Consider the following 14,725-nt stretch of genomic DNA (forward strand, 5'->3'; position numbering starts at 1 on the left):
GCTGTTTAAGTGGACTGTATATAGCTGTGCAACTGCTCTATGGTTTCTTTTTGTGAGTGAATGGTTTCGTAAACCAGATCGTTAATAGAGATAATTCCGCATAGCTTTTGTTCCTTATCAAACACGGGCAGGTAGCGAATGTTGCGCTCGCTCATGATGAGCATGCAATCATCTACAGACGATTCCGGAGTGATATGCGGAAACCCGTTGCTCATGATCTCGCCAACCGTAGTATCATCAGAATGTTTTCCCATCAGGATGATCTTACGGGCATAATCCCTTTCGGTTACCAGGCCAAGGTATTCATCGTTTTGGGTAACCACTACCGAACCGATATTTTTTTCGGCCATTAGTTTTAATACGTTTAAAACAGTGGTTTGCGCGGGTACGGCAATAACATTGCTCCCCTTGCGGGCAAGGATGTGTTTTACGCTTTTCATATATCAATTCAGGTTATTGGGAGACCTCAATTTACAAATAACTAATAGAAAAACAATAAGTTAGCAAAAAAAAATCTGCCCGCAGTTAGGTTATGGCGATTACCTTATCTTTTAATACGCCAAAAACACGATCGGCCTTTCTGCTCAAAATAGCCACTTTACCGGTAAACCTGCCAAAAGATGGTAGTATGGCCTGGTTTTTACCAAAAGCAAAACAAGGCAGTGTAACACTTTGCCGGCCCCTGCCAACCAGGCTCACGCCAGGGTGAATATGCCCGCATAAAACATAGCCGCCTTCCTCTTTTTGTTCCGGATTGGCAAGTGGGTGATGAAGCATCAGGAACGGCCCCATAATTAACTTTTTATGCAGGGTGATGCCCAGATCTATATAGTTTTTATCGCTGATAATGTCATGATTGCCTTTTATCAGGATGATCTGTAATTTAGGGAACTGACTGCGCCAAAGTACAAACCAATCCCAATCGTTATTCATATCGCTGTGGAATAGGTCGCCCAGAAATATAAGTTTTTGGGGTTGATGCTCGTGGATCAGGTCTGATAACATGGCAAGGTCATCCTGTTCCATATTGCGGGGTATGGCGATGCCCGCCTTACGGAAATGCCCAACCTTGCCAAAATGTACGTCAGCTGCTATCAAGGCATTTTCTTGTTGCCAGTAAATAGCCTTTTGCGGCAATAATAAAAGATCCTGATCTAAAAATTGGAAAGGTGTGCCCACACTCATCGTCATAACGGTTGCAAAGATAATGATTTGGTAAGCTTAGTGAGTGGAGAGTGGTTGATTTGTGAGTGGTTTTCGGGCGTTGAGTTCCTCATCCGTGGCACTAAGTTCTCAACCCTCTATTCGCGCAGGCAAAGAGCGGGTGGACGAGCGAAGCGATGTTGGGGTGAGTAAAATAGCCGCTATGCGCATAACCATGCCACCTCACCTTCCAAATTTTTCTATCTTGCCTTATGGAAATTAAACAAGCCCAGCAACTGGTTGATGAGTGGATAAAAACAACCGGGGTGCGTTATTTTAATGAATTAACGAATACCGCTATGTTGATGGAAGAAGTAGGCGAAGTTGCCCGCATTATGGCGAGGCAATACGGCGAGCAGTCGTTCAAGGCATCGGATAAAGAAGTTAACCTGGCCGATGAAATGGCCGATGTGCTTTTTGTGCTGATCTGCCTGGCTAACCAAACCGGGATTGACCTGACCGAAGCGCTGGAAAAAAACATGAAAAAGAAAAACATCCGCGATGCCGACAGGCATAAGAGTAATGAAAAACTAAAATAACACAGCTATTAAACGAGCTTAACCAGCTTTTCGCCATCCAGTACCGGGATAGCCGTAGTAAGATCTACCTGCAGGCAAAACGCTATATCTTTTTCGATGCCCAGCTTTTTGAGGCGTTCGCCATGGGATGTTTTGCTAAGGTATTGGGCTATATCCTGTTTGCCTATCCGGAACAGATCGTTTGCGGCAATAGCAGGGTCATCCAGTATAAAGCCGGTATCTTTCAATTGTTCTATCACGGCGCCGGCAAAAAGGGTGTCTTCCAGGTTAAAGTTGTTTTTCCAGCCCGCACAAACCAGCAGGATGTTTTCCTGCTGTGTTTTTAACCAGTTACAAAGTGCAGTTAAATTCAAAAAAGAACCTATCACTATTTTTTTGGCACTGCGCGATAAATGCAGCGCATGTGTACCGTTGGTAGTAGTAAGCACCACCGTTTTACCAGATACCTTTTCGGCCGTATAGGAGAATGGCGAATTGCCAAAATCAAAACCATCTACTACCTTACCATCCCGCTCGGCTGCTATCAAATAGTTTAGCCCCTTTTCACGATAGGCGGCGCATTCCTCTACTTCAGATACCGGGATAATGGCCTCGGCGCCATTTTCTATCCCATAGCAAATAGACGAAGTGGCCCGGAAGATATCTATGACCACTACGATATAATCCTGCACATTATATAACGGTATAAGGGCAGGGGTAAGGCAAACGTCTAACGAAGCCCCCCGGCCCCCTGAAGGGGAAGTAGGATTATTCTGATCGGTCATGATGTGCTAATCAATTTCTGTTTCCCCTGCAGGGGGTTAGGGGCTCTATTTATAAAACGGAGGTTTAGCAACCTTTGCTTTTACTTTATTATCGCGGATAAGGATGTAAATCTCCGTACCTTCTTTAGCAAATTCATTTTTAACATAACCCAGGCCAATTGCTTTTTGCAGCGATGGCGATTGAGTGCCTGATGTTACTTTACCAATAACATTACCATCGGCGTCAACAATCTGGTAATCGTGGCGGGGGATGCCGCGGTCTATCATTTCAAAACCGATTAACTTACGTGTTACACCCGCTGCTTTTTGTTCTTGTAAAGCTGCTGAGTTGGTAAAATCTTTATTGAATTTGGTTACCCAGCCCAAGCCTGCCTCTAACGGCGAAGTAGTATCATCAATATCGTTACCGTAAAGGCAAAAGCCCATTTCTAAGCGTAAAGTATCGCGCGCAGCCAAACCAATTGGTTTGATGCCAAATGGCTCACCGGCTTTAAATACTTCATTCCAGATAAATTCGGCATGCTCATTATCAAAGTAAATCTCAAACCCGCCGGCGCCGGTGTACCCGGTAGCAGAAACGATAACGTTTTCAATCCCGGCAAATGTGCCCTTTTTAAAGGTATAGTATTCCATCGAAGCCAGGTCTATATCTGTAAGGCTTTGCAGCGCATCAGCAGCTTTAGGGCCTTGTACGGCTAACAGCGAGGTGCGGTCTGATATATCTTTCATATCCACCCCATCGGTATTGTATTTGGCTATCCAGTTCCAGTCTTTCTCTATGTTTGAAGCGTTAACAACCAGCATGTAGGTTTTTTCATCTATCCGGTAAACCAGCAGATCATCTACAATACCGCCGTCCTCGTTTGGCAGGCACGAGTACTGCACTTTACCATCATAAAGTTTAGAGGCATCGTTACTGGTAACACGTTGGATCAGGTTAAGCGCCTTTTCGCCTTTCAGTATAAATTCGCCCATGTGGCTCACATCAAACACACCCACGCCCTTGCGCACGGTATCATGTTCGGCATTAATGCCAACGTATTGTACCGGCATGTTATAGCCCGCAAACGGCACCATCTTAGCGCCCAGATCTGTATGTACTTGTGTTAAAGCTGTATTCTTCATGGTTAAATTTAGTATTGTGGCAAAAATAGCAAAATAGCTGTAGTGCGTAGGTGTGTTTATATAATTGATTGGTAAAAGCCGGCCAGCTGCAGGGTAATGTTATTTATATCGTGTTGCTGCTGTACCAGGTGGCGGGCAGCATGGCCAACCTGCCTGCAATAATGCTCATCGGTAATGCATTTTTTTATGGCGTTATAAAATTCGTCTATATCATTAGCAATAATGATATTTTTACCGGTTTCGATATTTATGCCTTCTGCACCTAAAGTTGTAGATATGATGCATTTCTCCATCGCCATACCTTCTACGATCTTTACCCGCATGCCCCCGCCGGATAGCAGCGGCACGATCATGATGGATTTACTGTTCACAAACTCCAGCGCATCGTCAACCTCGCCATGTATAAATACTTTGCCAAGTACTTCATAATCGTCAAACTGCTCGGGGATGTTGTGGCCTGCCACATAAAACCGGGCTTTCAGGTCGCCGTCTGTAAGTTCTTTATGAAAGTTATCGATGAACCACTCTATCCCCTCCCTGTTGGGCAGCCAATCTAACGATCCGAGAAAAAACAGGCTCGGAAAATCATCTTTACTATGGTCGGGTTTATAAAGGCTCAGGTCAATACCTATCGGCAGCACAATAAGCGGTATCCTTGTACCAAAGGATAGCATGGAGGTTTTATCCTGCTCGGTAAATACTACCATGGCATCAAACTTATTAAGCAGCGCCAGTTCGTAATTTTTGATGCGCCGGGCCAATAGCTGCAGGTACCAGCGTTTAAAGGGGTCGCTTTTTTGCTGGGCCAGCTTTTGCCAAACCTGATGCTCGATATTATGCGCCCTGAAAATTACCTTAGCTTTTGAATTTTTGCGAATAACACCCAGATATGGCGCTACAAAGATGCCCTCTAACTGGATGATATCGTACCTGTTATCTATAAGAGTTTTAAAAAGCAGTTTCTCGAACCCGGCATGGTAATACTTATCAATGTTGTAAGAGTTATTGGTAAATAGGTTGCTTACCGCCTCTATGATGGTAACACGGGTATCGATATCGTACTCGCTGTAGGTGATCTTATCCAGCAGTGCATCGCGCTCCGCCGGTGATCTGTTCTTTTTTACGTTGAGGGATAATAACGTTACCTGGTGGCCAAGCTCAACCAGCCCTTTAATGGTATTGCCTACCACAATGGGGTAGCCGCCATTTTGGGGGAACGGTGCGCGGTGTGTTAATATCAGTATCCTCAAGGCCGGGCGTAATTGGTTCGTTCAAAGGTATTAAACCTTGCAGGGTTTGGCAATTAACTTTTATAATTCAACCAGTTCGGGGTCGGTTATCCGGAAAGTTTTACGATGGTATGGCGTATGCCCGCGTTCCATCACCATTTTACGGTGGCTGATGGTTGGATAGCCCTTGTTGCTTTGCCACTCGTATTCCGGGTGCTCTAAGGCAATTTGTTTCATATAATCATCGCGATAGGTTTTGGCCAGGATGGATGCTGCCGCTATACTAAAGTATTTTGAATCGCCTTTAACAATACAGGCATGCGGAATATCGCGGTATTTATTGAACCGGTTGCCATCAATAATTAAGTATTGCGGTATGCAAAGCAGCTTATCTATAGCACGGTGCATAGCCAAGAAGGATGCATTCAGGATATTGATCTCATCTATCTCCAAATTATCACACCAGGCAACAGCATGGGCAATGGCTTTTTCCTCTATTTCGGCACGCAGCGCATAACGCACCTCTTCATGTATCAGTTTGGAATCATTTAGCAGGCTGTGGTTAAAATCGCGGGGAAGGATAACCGCCGCAGCAAATACAGGCCCGGCCAGGCAACCGCGACCGGCTTCGTCGCATCCTGCTTCAATATATTCGTGCTGATACCTGGCTAATAACATATACGTTTATGGGGTGCTTGTAATGATACAAATATCTTAAAATAAGCTGCGGGCCTAAAATATTTTTATGAAAATAACTATAAACCAAACAAACAGATAAAACCAACAACTGCTAAGAATGTTAAAACAGGGGATGAAGAAATTAGTATTGATATTATTTATTTTTTGCGGGTTAAACGGGTTTGCCCAAAAAAAAGTAGCACTGCCGCACGGAATGGTTTTTGGCAATAAGCCCAAGGGCATTGCGCCCGTGCCGGCTACCAGGATAGAAACGCTGATGGGCAAAAAGATAAGGCAAACCACCGCGTTAAGCGGTACTATAATACGTGTAACCCAAGAAAAAGGCGGCTGGTTTGAAATGGATGCCGGCGGCGGGAAGATCATAGCAGCACATTTTAAAAACTACAATATTAAACTCCCGGTGCAGTTAAAAGGCCGTGGGGTAATTATACAAGGGGTAGCCCAACGGGTGTTAACAGCGGATGACCTGCAGCACTTTGCAGGCGACACGGTTACCGGATCTAAACAACACAAAGAAAAAGTTAACCCTAAAGCGCGGCTTACGTTTGAGGTATGGGGGTTAGTGGTGGACAGATAGTTTGTTATTACACTAATAACAGTATATAAAAAAAAATAGCGAGGAGCTTTCAACCCATCGCTATTAAATCTTTTCAATTACTTTTTAAATCATCTATGCAAACCTTGCTTCTTTTCTTAAGGAGGATGGCTCCACCGATAAGTAATCGGCAAAAAGGGCTTTTACTTTTCCTGCAATTTCTGCACGGTTAACGGATGATGCATCGCGGCGGCATTTTAAATAATGCTCGCGGGCAATTTTTTCGGCCAGGTCGCCAAGTGTTTTTACTTTAAGTTCGCGGCCAAATTTGCCAGCCAGGATCAATCCTGCAACAGAGATCACCATGCCGATGTAGCCTATAACGCCATAAACAAAGCTAAGGCTTATAAAAACAAGCAACGATATGGCAAACGCCCACACAATACCTGGTTTAGGGCGCAACAGGTTCATGTGCAAGCCCATTTCGTTCTCTACATCAGCAACAACCTCAATCCGGTTATCTCGCGGAAAAAGTTCGCAAAGTTTGGTTTGCGGCTTTAGGTCGCAGCGCTCTATAGGTTTTTTGGCGTTAATGGCACTGCGCAGCTTATAAAAGGCCTGCTGCGTTGTACAGCTGTCGCTTTGTACCTGTTTAACCTTATCCACAACCAGATCGCACAGGGCGCCAAAGGTTTTAATGTGGGTTAGGTCTTCATCTATAAACCTGATATTAAACGATCTTTCGATCTTTAACAAAACATCACCTACATCCTCCGGGTCGATATTACTTAAATTAACAACCGGCGCATTATTCTTTAAACTAACTTTCAATACAGTACTCCTAAATTAAACCATATTAACCGCCTAAAAATATAGGCGGCTAACCTTAAATTCAAACCTGATGCCAGTATGAATTTATTTGCTCAAATACATTGACTTTTCTTTATACAGGTGCCTGAAATATGGGTCTTGCAGATCAGGAATAAACCTGATAGCCTCGCCTGTTGATTTCATTTCGGGGCCAAGCTCCTTATTCACTTCCGGGAACTTATCAAACGAAAATACGGGCTCTTTTATTGCGTATCCCTTAAGCTTACGCTCAATGGTAAAATCTTTTAATTTGTTAACACCCAGCATTACTTTGGCGGCTATATTGATGTAAGGTACATCATAGGCCTTAGCTATAAACGGTACCGTACGTGATGCCCGCGGGTTGGCTTCTATTACATAAACCTTATCTTCTTTTACTGCAAACTGGATATTCAGCAAGCCGCGTACGTTTAAGGCACGTGCTATTTTGGCGGTATATTCTTCCATCTGGCTAATCACGTTATCGCTCAGGTCAAATGGTGGCAGCACGGCAAATGAGTCGCCCGAGTGGATGCCGGCCGGCTCAATATGTTCCATCATACCAATGATATGCACATCCTCGCCATCGTGGATAGAGTCTGACTCGGTTTCTGCAGCACGATCCAGGAAGTGGTCAATTAATACCCTATTACCGGGTAAATTTTTCAACAGGTTTACCACTGCTTTCTCCAGGTCTTCATCGTTGATCACAATGCTCATTCCCTGGCCGCCTAATACATAGCTTGGGCGAACCAATACCGGGTAACCAACTTCATGTGCAACTTCCAGTGCTTCTTCAGCACTTTCTGCAACCCCATATTTAGGGTAAGGAATATTTAGGTCTTTTAACAGGTCGCTGAAACGGCCGCGGTCTTCGGCCACATCCATATCATTGAATGATGTGCCGATGATCTTAATGCCGTGCTGATGGAGCTTTTCGGCCATTTTAAGGGCGGTTTGGCCCCCTAATTGGACGATAACGCCCTCCGGTTTCTCCAGATCGATGATCTCGCGTACGTGCTCCCAGAAAACGGGCTCAAAATAAAGCTTATCGGCCATGTTAAAATCGGTAGATACGGTTTCGGGGTTACAGTTAACCATAATGGCTTCGTAACCGCTTTCTTTAGCGGCTAATAAACCATGCACACAGCTGTAATCAAACTCAATACCCTGGCCTATACGGTTGGGGCCCGATCCTAATACGATGATCTTCTTTTTATCAGATACGATAGATTCGTTCTCGCCCTCGTAAGTGGAATAATAGTAGGGTGTTTTTGCAGCGAATTCGGCTGCGCAGGTATCCACCATCTTATAAACACGTTTAATGCCCAATGCTTTACGGCGCTGGTAAACATCCTCTTCGGTCACATTGCCTAAAATATAGGAGATTTGCGTATCCGAAAAACCACGTTGTTTAAGGGTGAAGAAAAAATCTTCCGGAATGTTATTTAAGGAGTAGCGGCGCAGTTCTGTTTCCAGATTCACTACATCCTGGATCTGGTTCAGGAACCAGCGGTCTATTTTAGTTACCTTGCGGATAGACTCGATAGGCACGCCGAGGCTCATGGCATCATAAATGTGGAATAGCCTGTCCCAGCTTGGATGCTCCAGGCTGTGCATAATCTCTTCCAGGTTGCGGCTTTGGCGGCCATCTGCACCAAGGCCGGCACGTCCAATTTCTAAACTCTGGCAAGCCTTCTGCAGGGCTTCAATAAAGCTGCGGCCTATACCCATTACCTCGCCTACCGATTTCATGGTGAGGCCCAGCTGGCGGTTAGCGCCTTTAAATTTATCAAAATTCCAGCGCGGGATCTTTACGATCACGTAATCCAGCGTAGGTTCAAAGTAAGCCGATGTTGTTTTGGTGATCTGGTTCTCTATCTCATCCAGGTTGTAACCAATGGCCAGCTTGGCAGCTATTTTGGCAATTGGGTAGCCGGTTGCTTTTGATGCCAGTGCTGATGAACGCGATACACGCGGGTTGATCTCGATGGCAATAATTTCTTCGTTAGCCGGGTTAACCGAGAACTGTACGTTACAACCGCCTGCAAAGTTACCAATGGCGCGCATCATTTTGATGGCCTGGTTACGCATTTCCTGGTAGCAGCGGTCGCTCAGGGTCATGGCAGGGGCTACGGTTATCGAATCGCCGGTATGGATGCCCATCGGGTCGAAGTTTTCGATAGAACAGATAATGATCACGTTATCATTATTATCTCTTAGCAGCTCCAGCTCATATTCTTTCCAGCCTAAAACAGCCTGCTCAACCAAAACTTCGTGGGTTGGCGATGCTTGCAGGCCGCGGCTTAAAGCGGCGTCAAATTCTTCTTTTTTATGTACAAAGCCGGCGCCTTTACCGCCTAATGTATAGCTTGGGCGTATCACCAGCGGGAAACCGATAGTTTGCGCAGCTTCTTTACCCTCTAAAAACGAGTTGGCAATTTTTGAAGTGGCTACCCCAACGCCAATATCAACCATTAACTGGCGAAAGGCTTCGCGGTTCTCTGTTTTTTCTATCGCGGCAATATCAACACCTACAATTTTAACACCGTATTTTTTCCAGATGCCGCGTTCGTCAGCCTCAATACAAAGGTTTAATGCTGTTTGGCCACCCATTGTAGGCAGCACGGCATCAATATGTTGTTCCTGAAGGATCTGTTCAATACTGTCGCAGGTAAGCGGCAGCAGGTACACGTGGTCGCCAATAACTTTATCCGTCATGATGGTGGCGGGGTTACTGTTGATGATGGAAACGGTTATCCCTTCATCTTTTAAAGACAAGGCAGCCTGCGAACCGGCGTAATCAAACTCGCACGCCTGGCCTATAATAATAGGGCCTGAACCAATAATTAATACGGATTTAATGGAAGTATCTTTGGGCATAGGGCTTTTTTAAGTCAAAAAGTTAAAATTCAAAAGTTAAAAATGGATGGTCCATTTAACATAAATCCTATGCGCTGAAAGGCGAAAAATCCCGACCTCAGCGTCGGGGTGCAAAGATAGTAATTTGCAGGTATTTGAGTAGTTTAATTTGCAATTTAATATAGCTATTGGCTTTCTATTAACCCAGCTAACTTATCTGATAAGTTTTTGCCCTTAATAACAAATTAAATTTGCTAATTATTAGCCATGGAAAACGTAATCGGCATACTGTACCTTATGGTTGCAGGGAACCCAAATTCATAGCCATTGATCCATGGGGAAGAAGCAGTTAGGGTTTTAACAGCCTCTTCGTCTGTAGTTGAACTCAAAGAGCTTAATATTTCCAAATTTGTTATTTTACCATCCTTTTCAATAATAAACGTTAATACTACCCTTCCCTGAACCTTATTTTGCAGGTCAATGATCGGGTAACGCATATGCGTTCCTAAAAATCTCCCGAAAGCAACATCCCCTCCAGGAAATTCAGGAACTATAAATCTTTTTTTATAGCTTGATTTTTGCCCCATTGATGAAGCTTCCCCGGATAGCAATTCACCATCTGTGTAAGTTTCTACGAAAGTGATATCCCTCTCTTTATAAGCCCCTTTCCATTCACCGTTTCGTTTCCCATTTTTAATAGGGCCACTTTCTGTGACATGGGTAAAATTCTGGTCGTACTGGCTGTAAACACCATTGCCATCTGTAGCGGTAACAACGCCTGTTGTATCATAAACATTTTGAATGGTGAAATTTAAAGAATCTGACGGGCCTTTTTTGAGCGTATATTCTTTATGAACGTACAGCTTGCCGGATGGAAAATACTCGTAATAAGAGCCAAATCTGTTACCATCTTTATAATTAGCCATTATTTTCCTTTTGGCGTTATTATAATACTCAATTACATTCCCATCAAATTTTAGTGATGTTAAAGAAATGGATTTCCCAATAAGTTTTGGTTGCCCGTTTTTATAGTATTGTTGTACAATAAAAAGTTTTGATGCGCTATCCGGTCGGATAGTTTGCATGTAGTAAATACTATCACTGCTTTTGGCTGGCCACCCATTTTTGTCATAATAGGTTCTGTCTTCAATTTGCGCCAAACATTGCAGAGAAAAAAACGAAAAGAGTAATAAGCAGTAAAGTTTCATTAATAAGGATTTAAGGGCCCCTAAATTACTTTATTAGTTTGTTATTCGCATCCGGAAAGATCAAAATAGGCTCATAAGCACGGGCTTCTTCGGCTTCCATGTAGGCGTAAGACATGATGATCACAATATCGCCAACCTGGGCAAGCCTGGCGGTTGCGCCGTTAAGGCAAATAGTGCCGGTACCGCGTTCGCCTTTAATAACGTAAGTTTCGAAACGGGCGCCGTTATTGTTGTTCACAATTTGCACTTTCTCATTAGGGATGATATTAGCCGCTTCAATAAGGTCTTCATCAATAGTTATACTGCCAACATAGTTCAATTCGGCCTGTGTAACCTTAACGCGATGAAGCTTTGATTTTAATACCTCAATAATCATATTGCAAAGGTAGGAATTATTTTAGTCCATATACGATAGCCAATATTTCAGTGGTTTGTAAAATATATCAGGCATCAAAACGCGCCTGTTTTACTATTTACCGTACTATCACATTATCTATCAACCTTGTTTTACCTACACGGGCGGCAGTAAGTGCCACAATGTTTTGGGTATCGGCTTTGGCCTGCAATAGTGTTTTGCCATCTACAATTCTAAAATACTCTGGTTCTACCTCATCTTCTGCGGCCAGTTTTTCTATAGCGTGCTGTTGTAATGTTGCTATATCATTGCTGTTAAAATTATCTTTTACCCAAGTTAATGTTTTTGATAACACTAACGAATGTTCTCTATCTACAGGGGTTAAATGGATATTGCGCGAACTCATGGCCAGGCCGTCGGCCTCGCGTTCAATAGGGCACATTACCATGTTAACCGGTATTTTCAGTAACTCTACCATGCGGCTTACTACCATAAACTGCTGATAATCCTTTTGCCCCATATAAAGGTTAGCCGGTTTTACAATATCAAGCAGTTTAAATACAACCTGCATAACCCCCTGATAATGGCCGGGCCTGAATTCGCCTTCGAGTAAATGCTCTAACCGGCCGATATCTAAATGCCATTGCTCATTATCGTCATACATTTCGCTCACATCCGGGGTAAATAAAATGTCGCATCCGGCTTGTTCCAATTTGGCTTTGTCGGCTTCAATCGGGCGGGGATACTTTTCCAGATCCTTCGGGTCGTTAAACTGGGTGGGGTTTACAAAAATACTGCAAACAGTAATTTGGTTGGCCTGTTTTGATTGCGCAATTAAAGACAGGTGCCCGTTGTGCAGCGCGCCCATGGTAGGCACAAACCCAATGGTTACATTGCCTTGTGAAATTAAATAACTGCGTACCTGCCGGCGTGTAGTAAATGTTTTCAAACTAAATAGATTGCAAAAATTTGGTAAAGGTGTATAAATAACTAAAAACTACCAAACGCTATTGCACAAGTGGTTGCCAGTTCATATAATAATGCTTATATTTGCAAACTCAAATTTTTGACTTCTTTACATTTATTAATAGATTAGTGATGGGTAAATCAAAACTACTGTTCATAACTCATGAAATGTCTCCTTTTCTCGAATTAACAAAAATTGCTGAGATCACACGCCAGCTTCCGCAAGCTATGCAGGAGAAAGGTTTCGAGATCCGCATTTTGATGCCGCGTTTCGGGAACATTAATGAGCGCAGGAACCGTTTACATGAAGTTATCCGTTTATCAGGGATGAATATTATTATTAATGATAATGATAATCCGCTGATCATCAAGGTAGCTTCTATCCCTGCAGCACGTATGCAGGTGTACTTTTTAGATAACGAAGAATATTTTCAACGTAAACATGTGTTTAATGATAAGGACGGTAAATTTTATGCCGACAATGATGAGCGCATGATATTTTTCTGTAAAGGTGCTTTAGAAACCGTTAAGAAACTGGGCTGGGCGCCTGATGTTATTCATTGCCACGGTTGGATGAGTGCTTTGGTACCGGCGTATTTAAAAACAACCTACAAGGACGATCCTACTTTCAAAAACTCAAAAGTAGTTTACTCTATTTATGAGAATGATTTTACGGAAAAGATGGATGCCGATTTTTCTCGTAAAGCGGTAATGGGTGACATGACCGAAGCTAATACCGAAGCGTACAAAGACGGAACCAATACAGCTATGTATGCAGGTGCTATTCAGTATAGCGACGCCATCGTTTTGGGCAGCGCCAATATTGATGCTGATGTGTTAAATAATGTTAAAAACAGCAATAAATCAGTTATGGAATACGTTTCTACCTCTGATTACGAAAATTATTACAATTTTTACGAAGAAATCACCAGCGAGCAACTGGTGGATGTTGCATAAGCTTTTAAATTATATATGAAATTTAACAAATTAGGCTTATTAACCCTGTTAATAAGTCTTTTTATTTTGGATAGCTGTAAAACCCAGGACAGTATCGGGTTGGATGTTGACCCGGCAACACGGATCAATGGTACGCTGATACAGGACACCAGTGTGGTTACCACCACTGTTAGGGAAGACTCTATTATAACTAACAATTTTAATACAAGAGCGCCACTGGCTTATTTTAAAGACCCGGATCTTGGCACTACCGAAGCTAATATTGCTGCTGTACTGCGTTTACCAGGCGGAACAGCTTACACCTTGCCAACCGGCACCGTTACAATTGATTCGGTAAGGCTGGTTTTGCCATATGCTGCCGGTGTTAGTTTTTACGGCGATTCGCTTTTGTCGAGCTATAAAATTGATGTTCATCAACTTAACGAACGAATTGTAACAACCAAAGCTTACGCCAATACCTATCACTTTGCCTCAAAGCCCGAATTGTTGGGCACAAAAACATTCTTTGCACGGTCGCATGATAGCGTAACCATTGCCAATATCAGAACCGGTAAAGTTGATACTATACAGAAGGTTCCGCCGCAACTACGCATACCCATCAGTAACTCATTTATCAACACTAACCTGTTTAGTGCAAGTTCATCCACGTTAAGTTCAAGCACAATATTTGAAAATACCGTAAATGGGCTTTATTTTACTTTAGATAAAAACCAGACGCCCGGTACTGGTGGTAATTTATTCTTCAACCTCGATTCGGCATCAGTAAAGGTTTATTACAAACGCGTAGATGGTACTACCATAGATACCGCAATTGCATCATTGCCTTTTGGCGTAAATGTTAATGAATTTAAACACACTTATTCGGATAAAGTTAAGGCTTCGTTAGATGGTACATCCACCGATGGGCTTGTTTATTTACAGGGGCTTGCAGGGTTAAGGGCTAAACTGTCCTTCCCGGATATAAAAAACCTGTTTACTTCATTAGATAATAAAGTAGTGCTTAACCGTGCAGAATTGGTTGTAAAGATTAAGCCCGGCACAGCTACGCCATTTGCACCCGCTAAAAGATTAACCCTTTACAAGTATAACATAGCAGGGCAGCGGGTAACTATACAGGATGCTTCAAGTTCTGATGCACGCGCTAATTCAGTATTTGGGGGCAACTATAATCCAACCACGGGTGAGTATCATTTTATTATAACGGCATTTCTTCAGGATCTTATAACCGGTAAAACGGTAGACTATGGAACTTATCTGGCACCGGTAGATCCTACCGGTACTGCCATCGTTGTTACACCCGAGGCAAATTATGCAGACCGGTCAATGATCGGGGGTAAAAATTCAGCATACAGGGTAAAGATCAATATCATTTATACCAAACTTACCCAATAAAACTTATTAAATTTTTTTAAAAACTTTTTAAATCAGGTTAAA

The 14,725-nt window shown here is 43.1% G+C and carries 15 protein-coding genes; 4 read left to right on the forward strand and 11 right to left on the reverse strand.

What is annotated here, in order from left to right; all coding sequences use genetic code 11:
• Positions 1–5: 5 nt before the first annotated feature.
• A complete protein-coding gene (locus E2R65_RS09220; protein ID WP_134336205.1) occupies positions 6–440 on the reverse strand; it encodes a CBS domain-containing protein in 435 nt (144 codons plus the stop codon).
• An 85-nt stretch (positions 441–525) separates the two neighbouring features.
• On the reverse strand, positions 526–1,191 hold the full coding sequence (gene pdeM, locus E2R65_RS09225; RefSeq protein WP_229704629.1) for a ligase-associated DNA damage response endonuclease PdeM: 666 nt from the start codon (positions 1,189–1,191) through the stop codon (positions 526–528).
• Between the two features lie 224 nt (positions 1,192–1,415).
• On the opposite strand from pdeM, the gene E2R65_RS09230 reads away from it, so the two are divergent.
• A complete protein-coding gene (locus E2R65_RS09230; RefSeq protein ID WP_134336206.1) occupies positions 1,416–1,742 on the forward strand; it encodes a nucleotide pyrophosphohydrolase in 327 nt (108 codons plus the stop codon).
• A gap of 8 nt (positions 1,743–1,750) precedes the next feature.
• On the opposite strand, the gene E2R65_RS09235 is transcribed toward E2R65_RS09230, so the two are convergent.
• The 4 genes from E2R65_RS09235 to E2R65_RS09250 are packed head-to-tail and all read right to left on the reverse strand — an operon-like array spanning position 1,751 to position 5,538.
• Positions 1,751–2,506 carry a 2-phosphosulfolactate phosphatase gene (locus E2R65_RS09235; RefSeq protein WP_134336207.1) on the reverse strand — a complete coding sequence of 252 codons (756 nt, stop codon included), beginning with the start codon at positions 2,504–2,506 and terminating at the stop codon, positions 1,751–1,753.
• Positions 2,507–2,551: 45 nt separating this feature from the next.
• Positions 2,552–3,631, reverse strand: coding sequence for a glycine cleavage system aminomethyltransferase GcvT (gene gcvT, locus E2R65_RS09240; RefSeq protein ID WP_134336208.1), 1,080 nt, complete (start codon positions 3,629–3,631; stop codon positions 2,552–2,554).
• Positions 3,632–3,687: 56 nt separating this feature from the next.
• Positions 3,688–4,881 (reverse strand): glycosyltransferase family 4 protein, encoded by a 1,194-nt coding sequence (locus E2R65_RS09245; protein WP_134336209.1) that lies wholly within the window; start codon positions 4,879–4,881, stop codon positions 3,688–3,690.
• Positions 4,882–4,941: 60 nt separating this feature from the next.
• Positions 4,942–5,538 (reverse strand): ribonuclease HII, encoded by a 597-nt coding sequence (locus E2R65_RS09250; RefSeq protein ID WP_134336210.1) that lies wholly within the window; start codon positions 5,536–5,538, stop codon positions 4,942–4,944.
• Positions 5,539–5,671: 133 nt separating this feature from the next.
• On the opposite strand from E2R65_RS09250, the gene E2R65_RS09255 reads away from it, so the two are divergent.
• A complete protein-coding gene (locus E2R65_RS09255; RefSeq protein ID WP_158285245.1) occupies positions 5,672–6,136 on the forward strand; it encodes a DUF4920 domain-containing protein in 465 nt (154 codons plus the stop codon).
• A 93-nt stretch (positions 6,137–6,229) separates the two neighbouring features.
• On the opposite strand, the gene E2R65_RS09260 is transcribed toward E2R65_RS09255, so the two are convergent.
• From E2R65_RS09260 to panC, 5 genes are all read right to left on the reverse strand, one after another.
• Complete coding sequence (locus E2R65_RS09260) at positions 6,230–6,925, reverse strand: hypothetical protein (RefSeq protein WP_134336212.1); 696 nt, start codon at positions 6,923–6,925, stop codon at positions 6,230–6,232.
• An 84-nt stretch (positions 6,926–7,009) separates the two neighbouring features.
• Positions 7,010–9,826, reverse strand: coding sequence for a carbamoyl-phosphate synthase large subunit (carB, locus tag E2R65_RS09265; protein WP_134336213.1), 2,817 nt, complete (start codon positions 9,824–9,826; stop codon positions 7,010–7,012).
• 233 nt (positions 9,827–10,059) lie between these two features.
• Positions 10,060–11,013, reverse strand: a complete 954-nt coding sequence (locus E2R65_RS09270; RefSeq protein WP_134336214.1) for a TonB family protein — start codon at positions 11,011–11,013, stop codon at positions 10,060–10,062.
• 25 nt (positions 11,014–11,038) lie between these two features.
• Complete coding sequence (gene panD, locus E2R65_RS09275) at positions 11,039–11,389, reverse strand: aspartate 1-decarboxylase (RefSeq protein WP_121245233.1); 351 nt, start codon at positions 11,387–11,389, stop codon at positions 11,039–11,041.
• Positions 11,390–11,486: 97 nt separating this feature from the next.
• Positions 11,487–12,317 carry a pantoate--beta-alanine ligase gene (gene panC, locus E2R65_RS09280; RefSeq protein WP_134336215.1) on the reverse strand — a complete coding sequence of 277 codons (831 nt, stop codon included), beginning with the start codon at positions 12,315–12,317 and terminating at the stop codon, positions 11,487–11,489.
• 149 nt (positions 12,318–12,466) lie between these two features.
• On the opposite strand from panC, the gene E2R65_RS09285 reads away from it, so the two are divergent.
• Positions 12,467–13,291: a glycogen/starch synthase gene (locus E2R65_RS09285; RefSeq protein WP_134336216.1), complete on the forward strand. Its 825-nt coding sequence runs from the start codon at positions 12,467–12,469 to the stop codon at positions 13,289–13,291.
• 15 nt (positions 13,292–13,306) lie between these two features.
• A complete protein-coding gene (locus E2R65_RS09290) occupies positions 13,307–14,683 on the forward strand; it encodes a DUF4270 family protein (RefSeq protein WP_134336217.1) in 1,377 nt (458 codons plus the stop codon).
• Positions 14,684–14,725 lie beyond the last annotated feature (42 nt).

The sequence above is a fragment of the Mucilaginibacter phyllosphaerae genome (genome assembly GCF_004378255.1).
Classification (GTDB): domain Bacteria; phylum Bacteroidota; class Bacteroidia; order Sphingobacteriales; family Sphingobacteriaceae; genus Mucilaginibacter; species Mucilaginibacter phyllosphaerae.

Coding starts and splice junctions, on each gene's coding strand:
- E2R65_RS09250 (WP_134336210.1), bottom strand. CDS start 5,538: ATGTTATTAGCCAGGTATCAGCACGAATATATTGAAGCAGGATGCGAC.
- panD (WP_121245233.1), bottom strand. CDS start 11,389: ATGATTATTGAGGTATTAAAATCAAAGCTTCATCGCGTTAAGGTTACA.
- E2R65_RS09220 (WP_134336205.1), bottom strand. CDS start 440: ATGAAAAGCGTAAAACACATCCTTGCCCGCAAGGGGAGCAATGTTATT.
- gcvT (WP_134336208.1), bottom strand. CDS start 3,631: ATGAAGAATACAGCTTTAACACAAGTACATACAGATCTGGGCGCTAAG.
- E2R65_RS09290 (WP_134336217.1), top strand. CDS start 13,307: ATGAAATTTAACAAATTAGGCTTATTAACCCTGTTAATAAGTCTTTTT.
- E2R65_RS09230 (WP_134336206.1), top strand. CDS start 1,416: ATGGAAATTAAACAAGCCCAGCAACTGGTTGATGAGTGGATAAAAACA.
- pdeM (WP_229704629.1), bottom strand. CDS start 1,191: ATGACGATGAGTGTGGGCACACCTTTCCAATTTTTAGATCAGGATCTT.
- E2R65_RS09270 (WP_134336214.1), bottom strand. CDS start 11,013: ATGAAACTTTACTGCTTATTACTCTTTTCGTTTTTTTCTCTGCAATGT.
- E2R65_RS09255 (WP_158285245.1), top strand. CDS start 5,672: ATGAAGAAATTAGTATTGATATTATTTATTTTTTGCGGGTTAAACGGG.
- carB (WP_134336213.1), bottom strand. CDS start 9,826: ATGCCCAAAGATACTTCCATTAAATCCGTATTAATTATTGGTTCAGGC.
- E2R65_RS09285 (WP_134336216.1), top strand. CDS start 12,467: ATGGGTAAATCAAAACTACTGTTCATAACTCATGAAATGTCTCCTTTT.
- E2R65_RS09235 (WP_134336207.1), bottom strand. CDS start 2,506: ATGACCGATCAGAATAATCCTACTTCCCCTTCAGGGGGCCGGGGGGCT.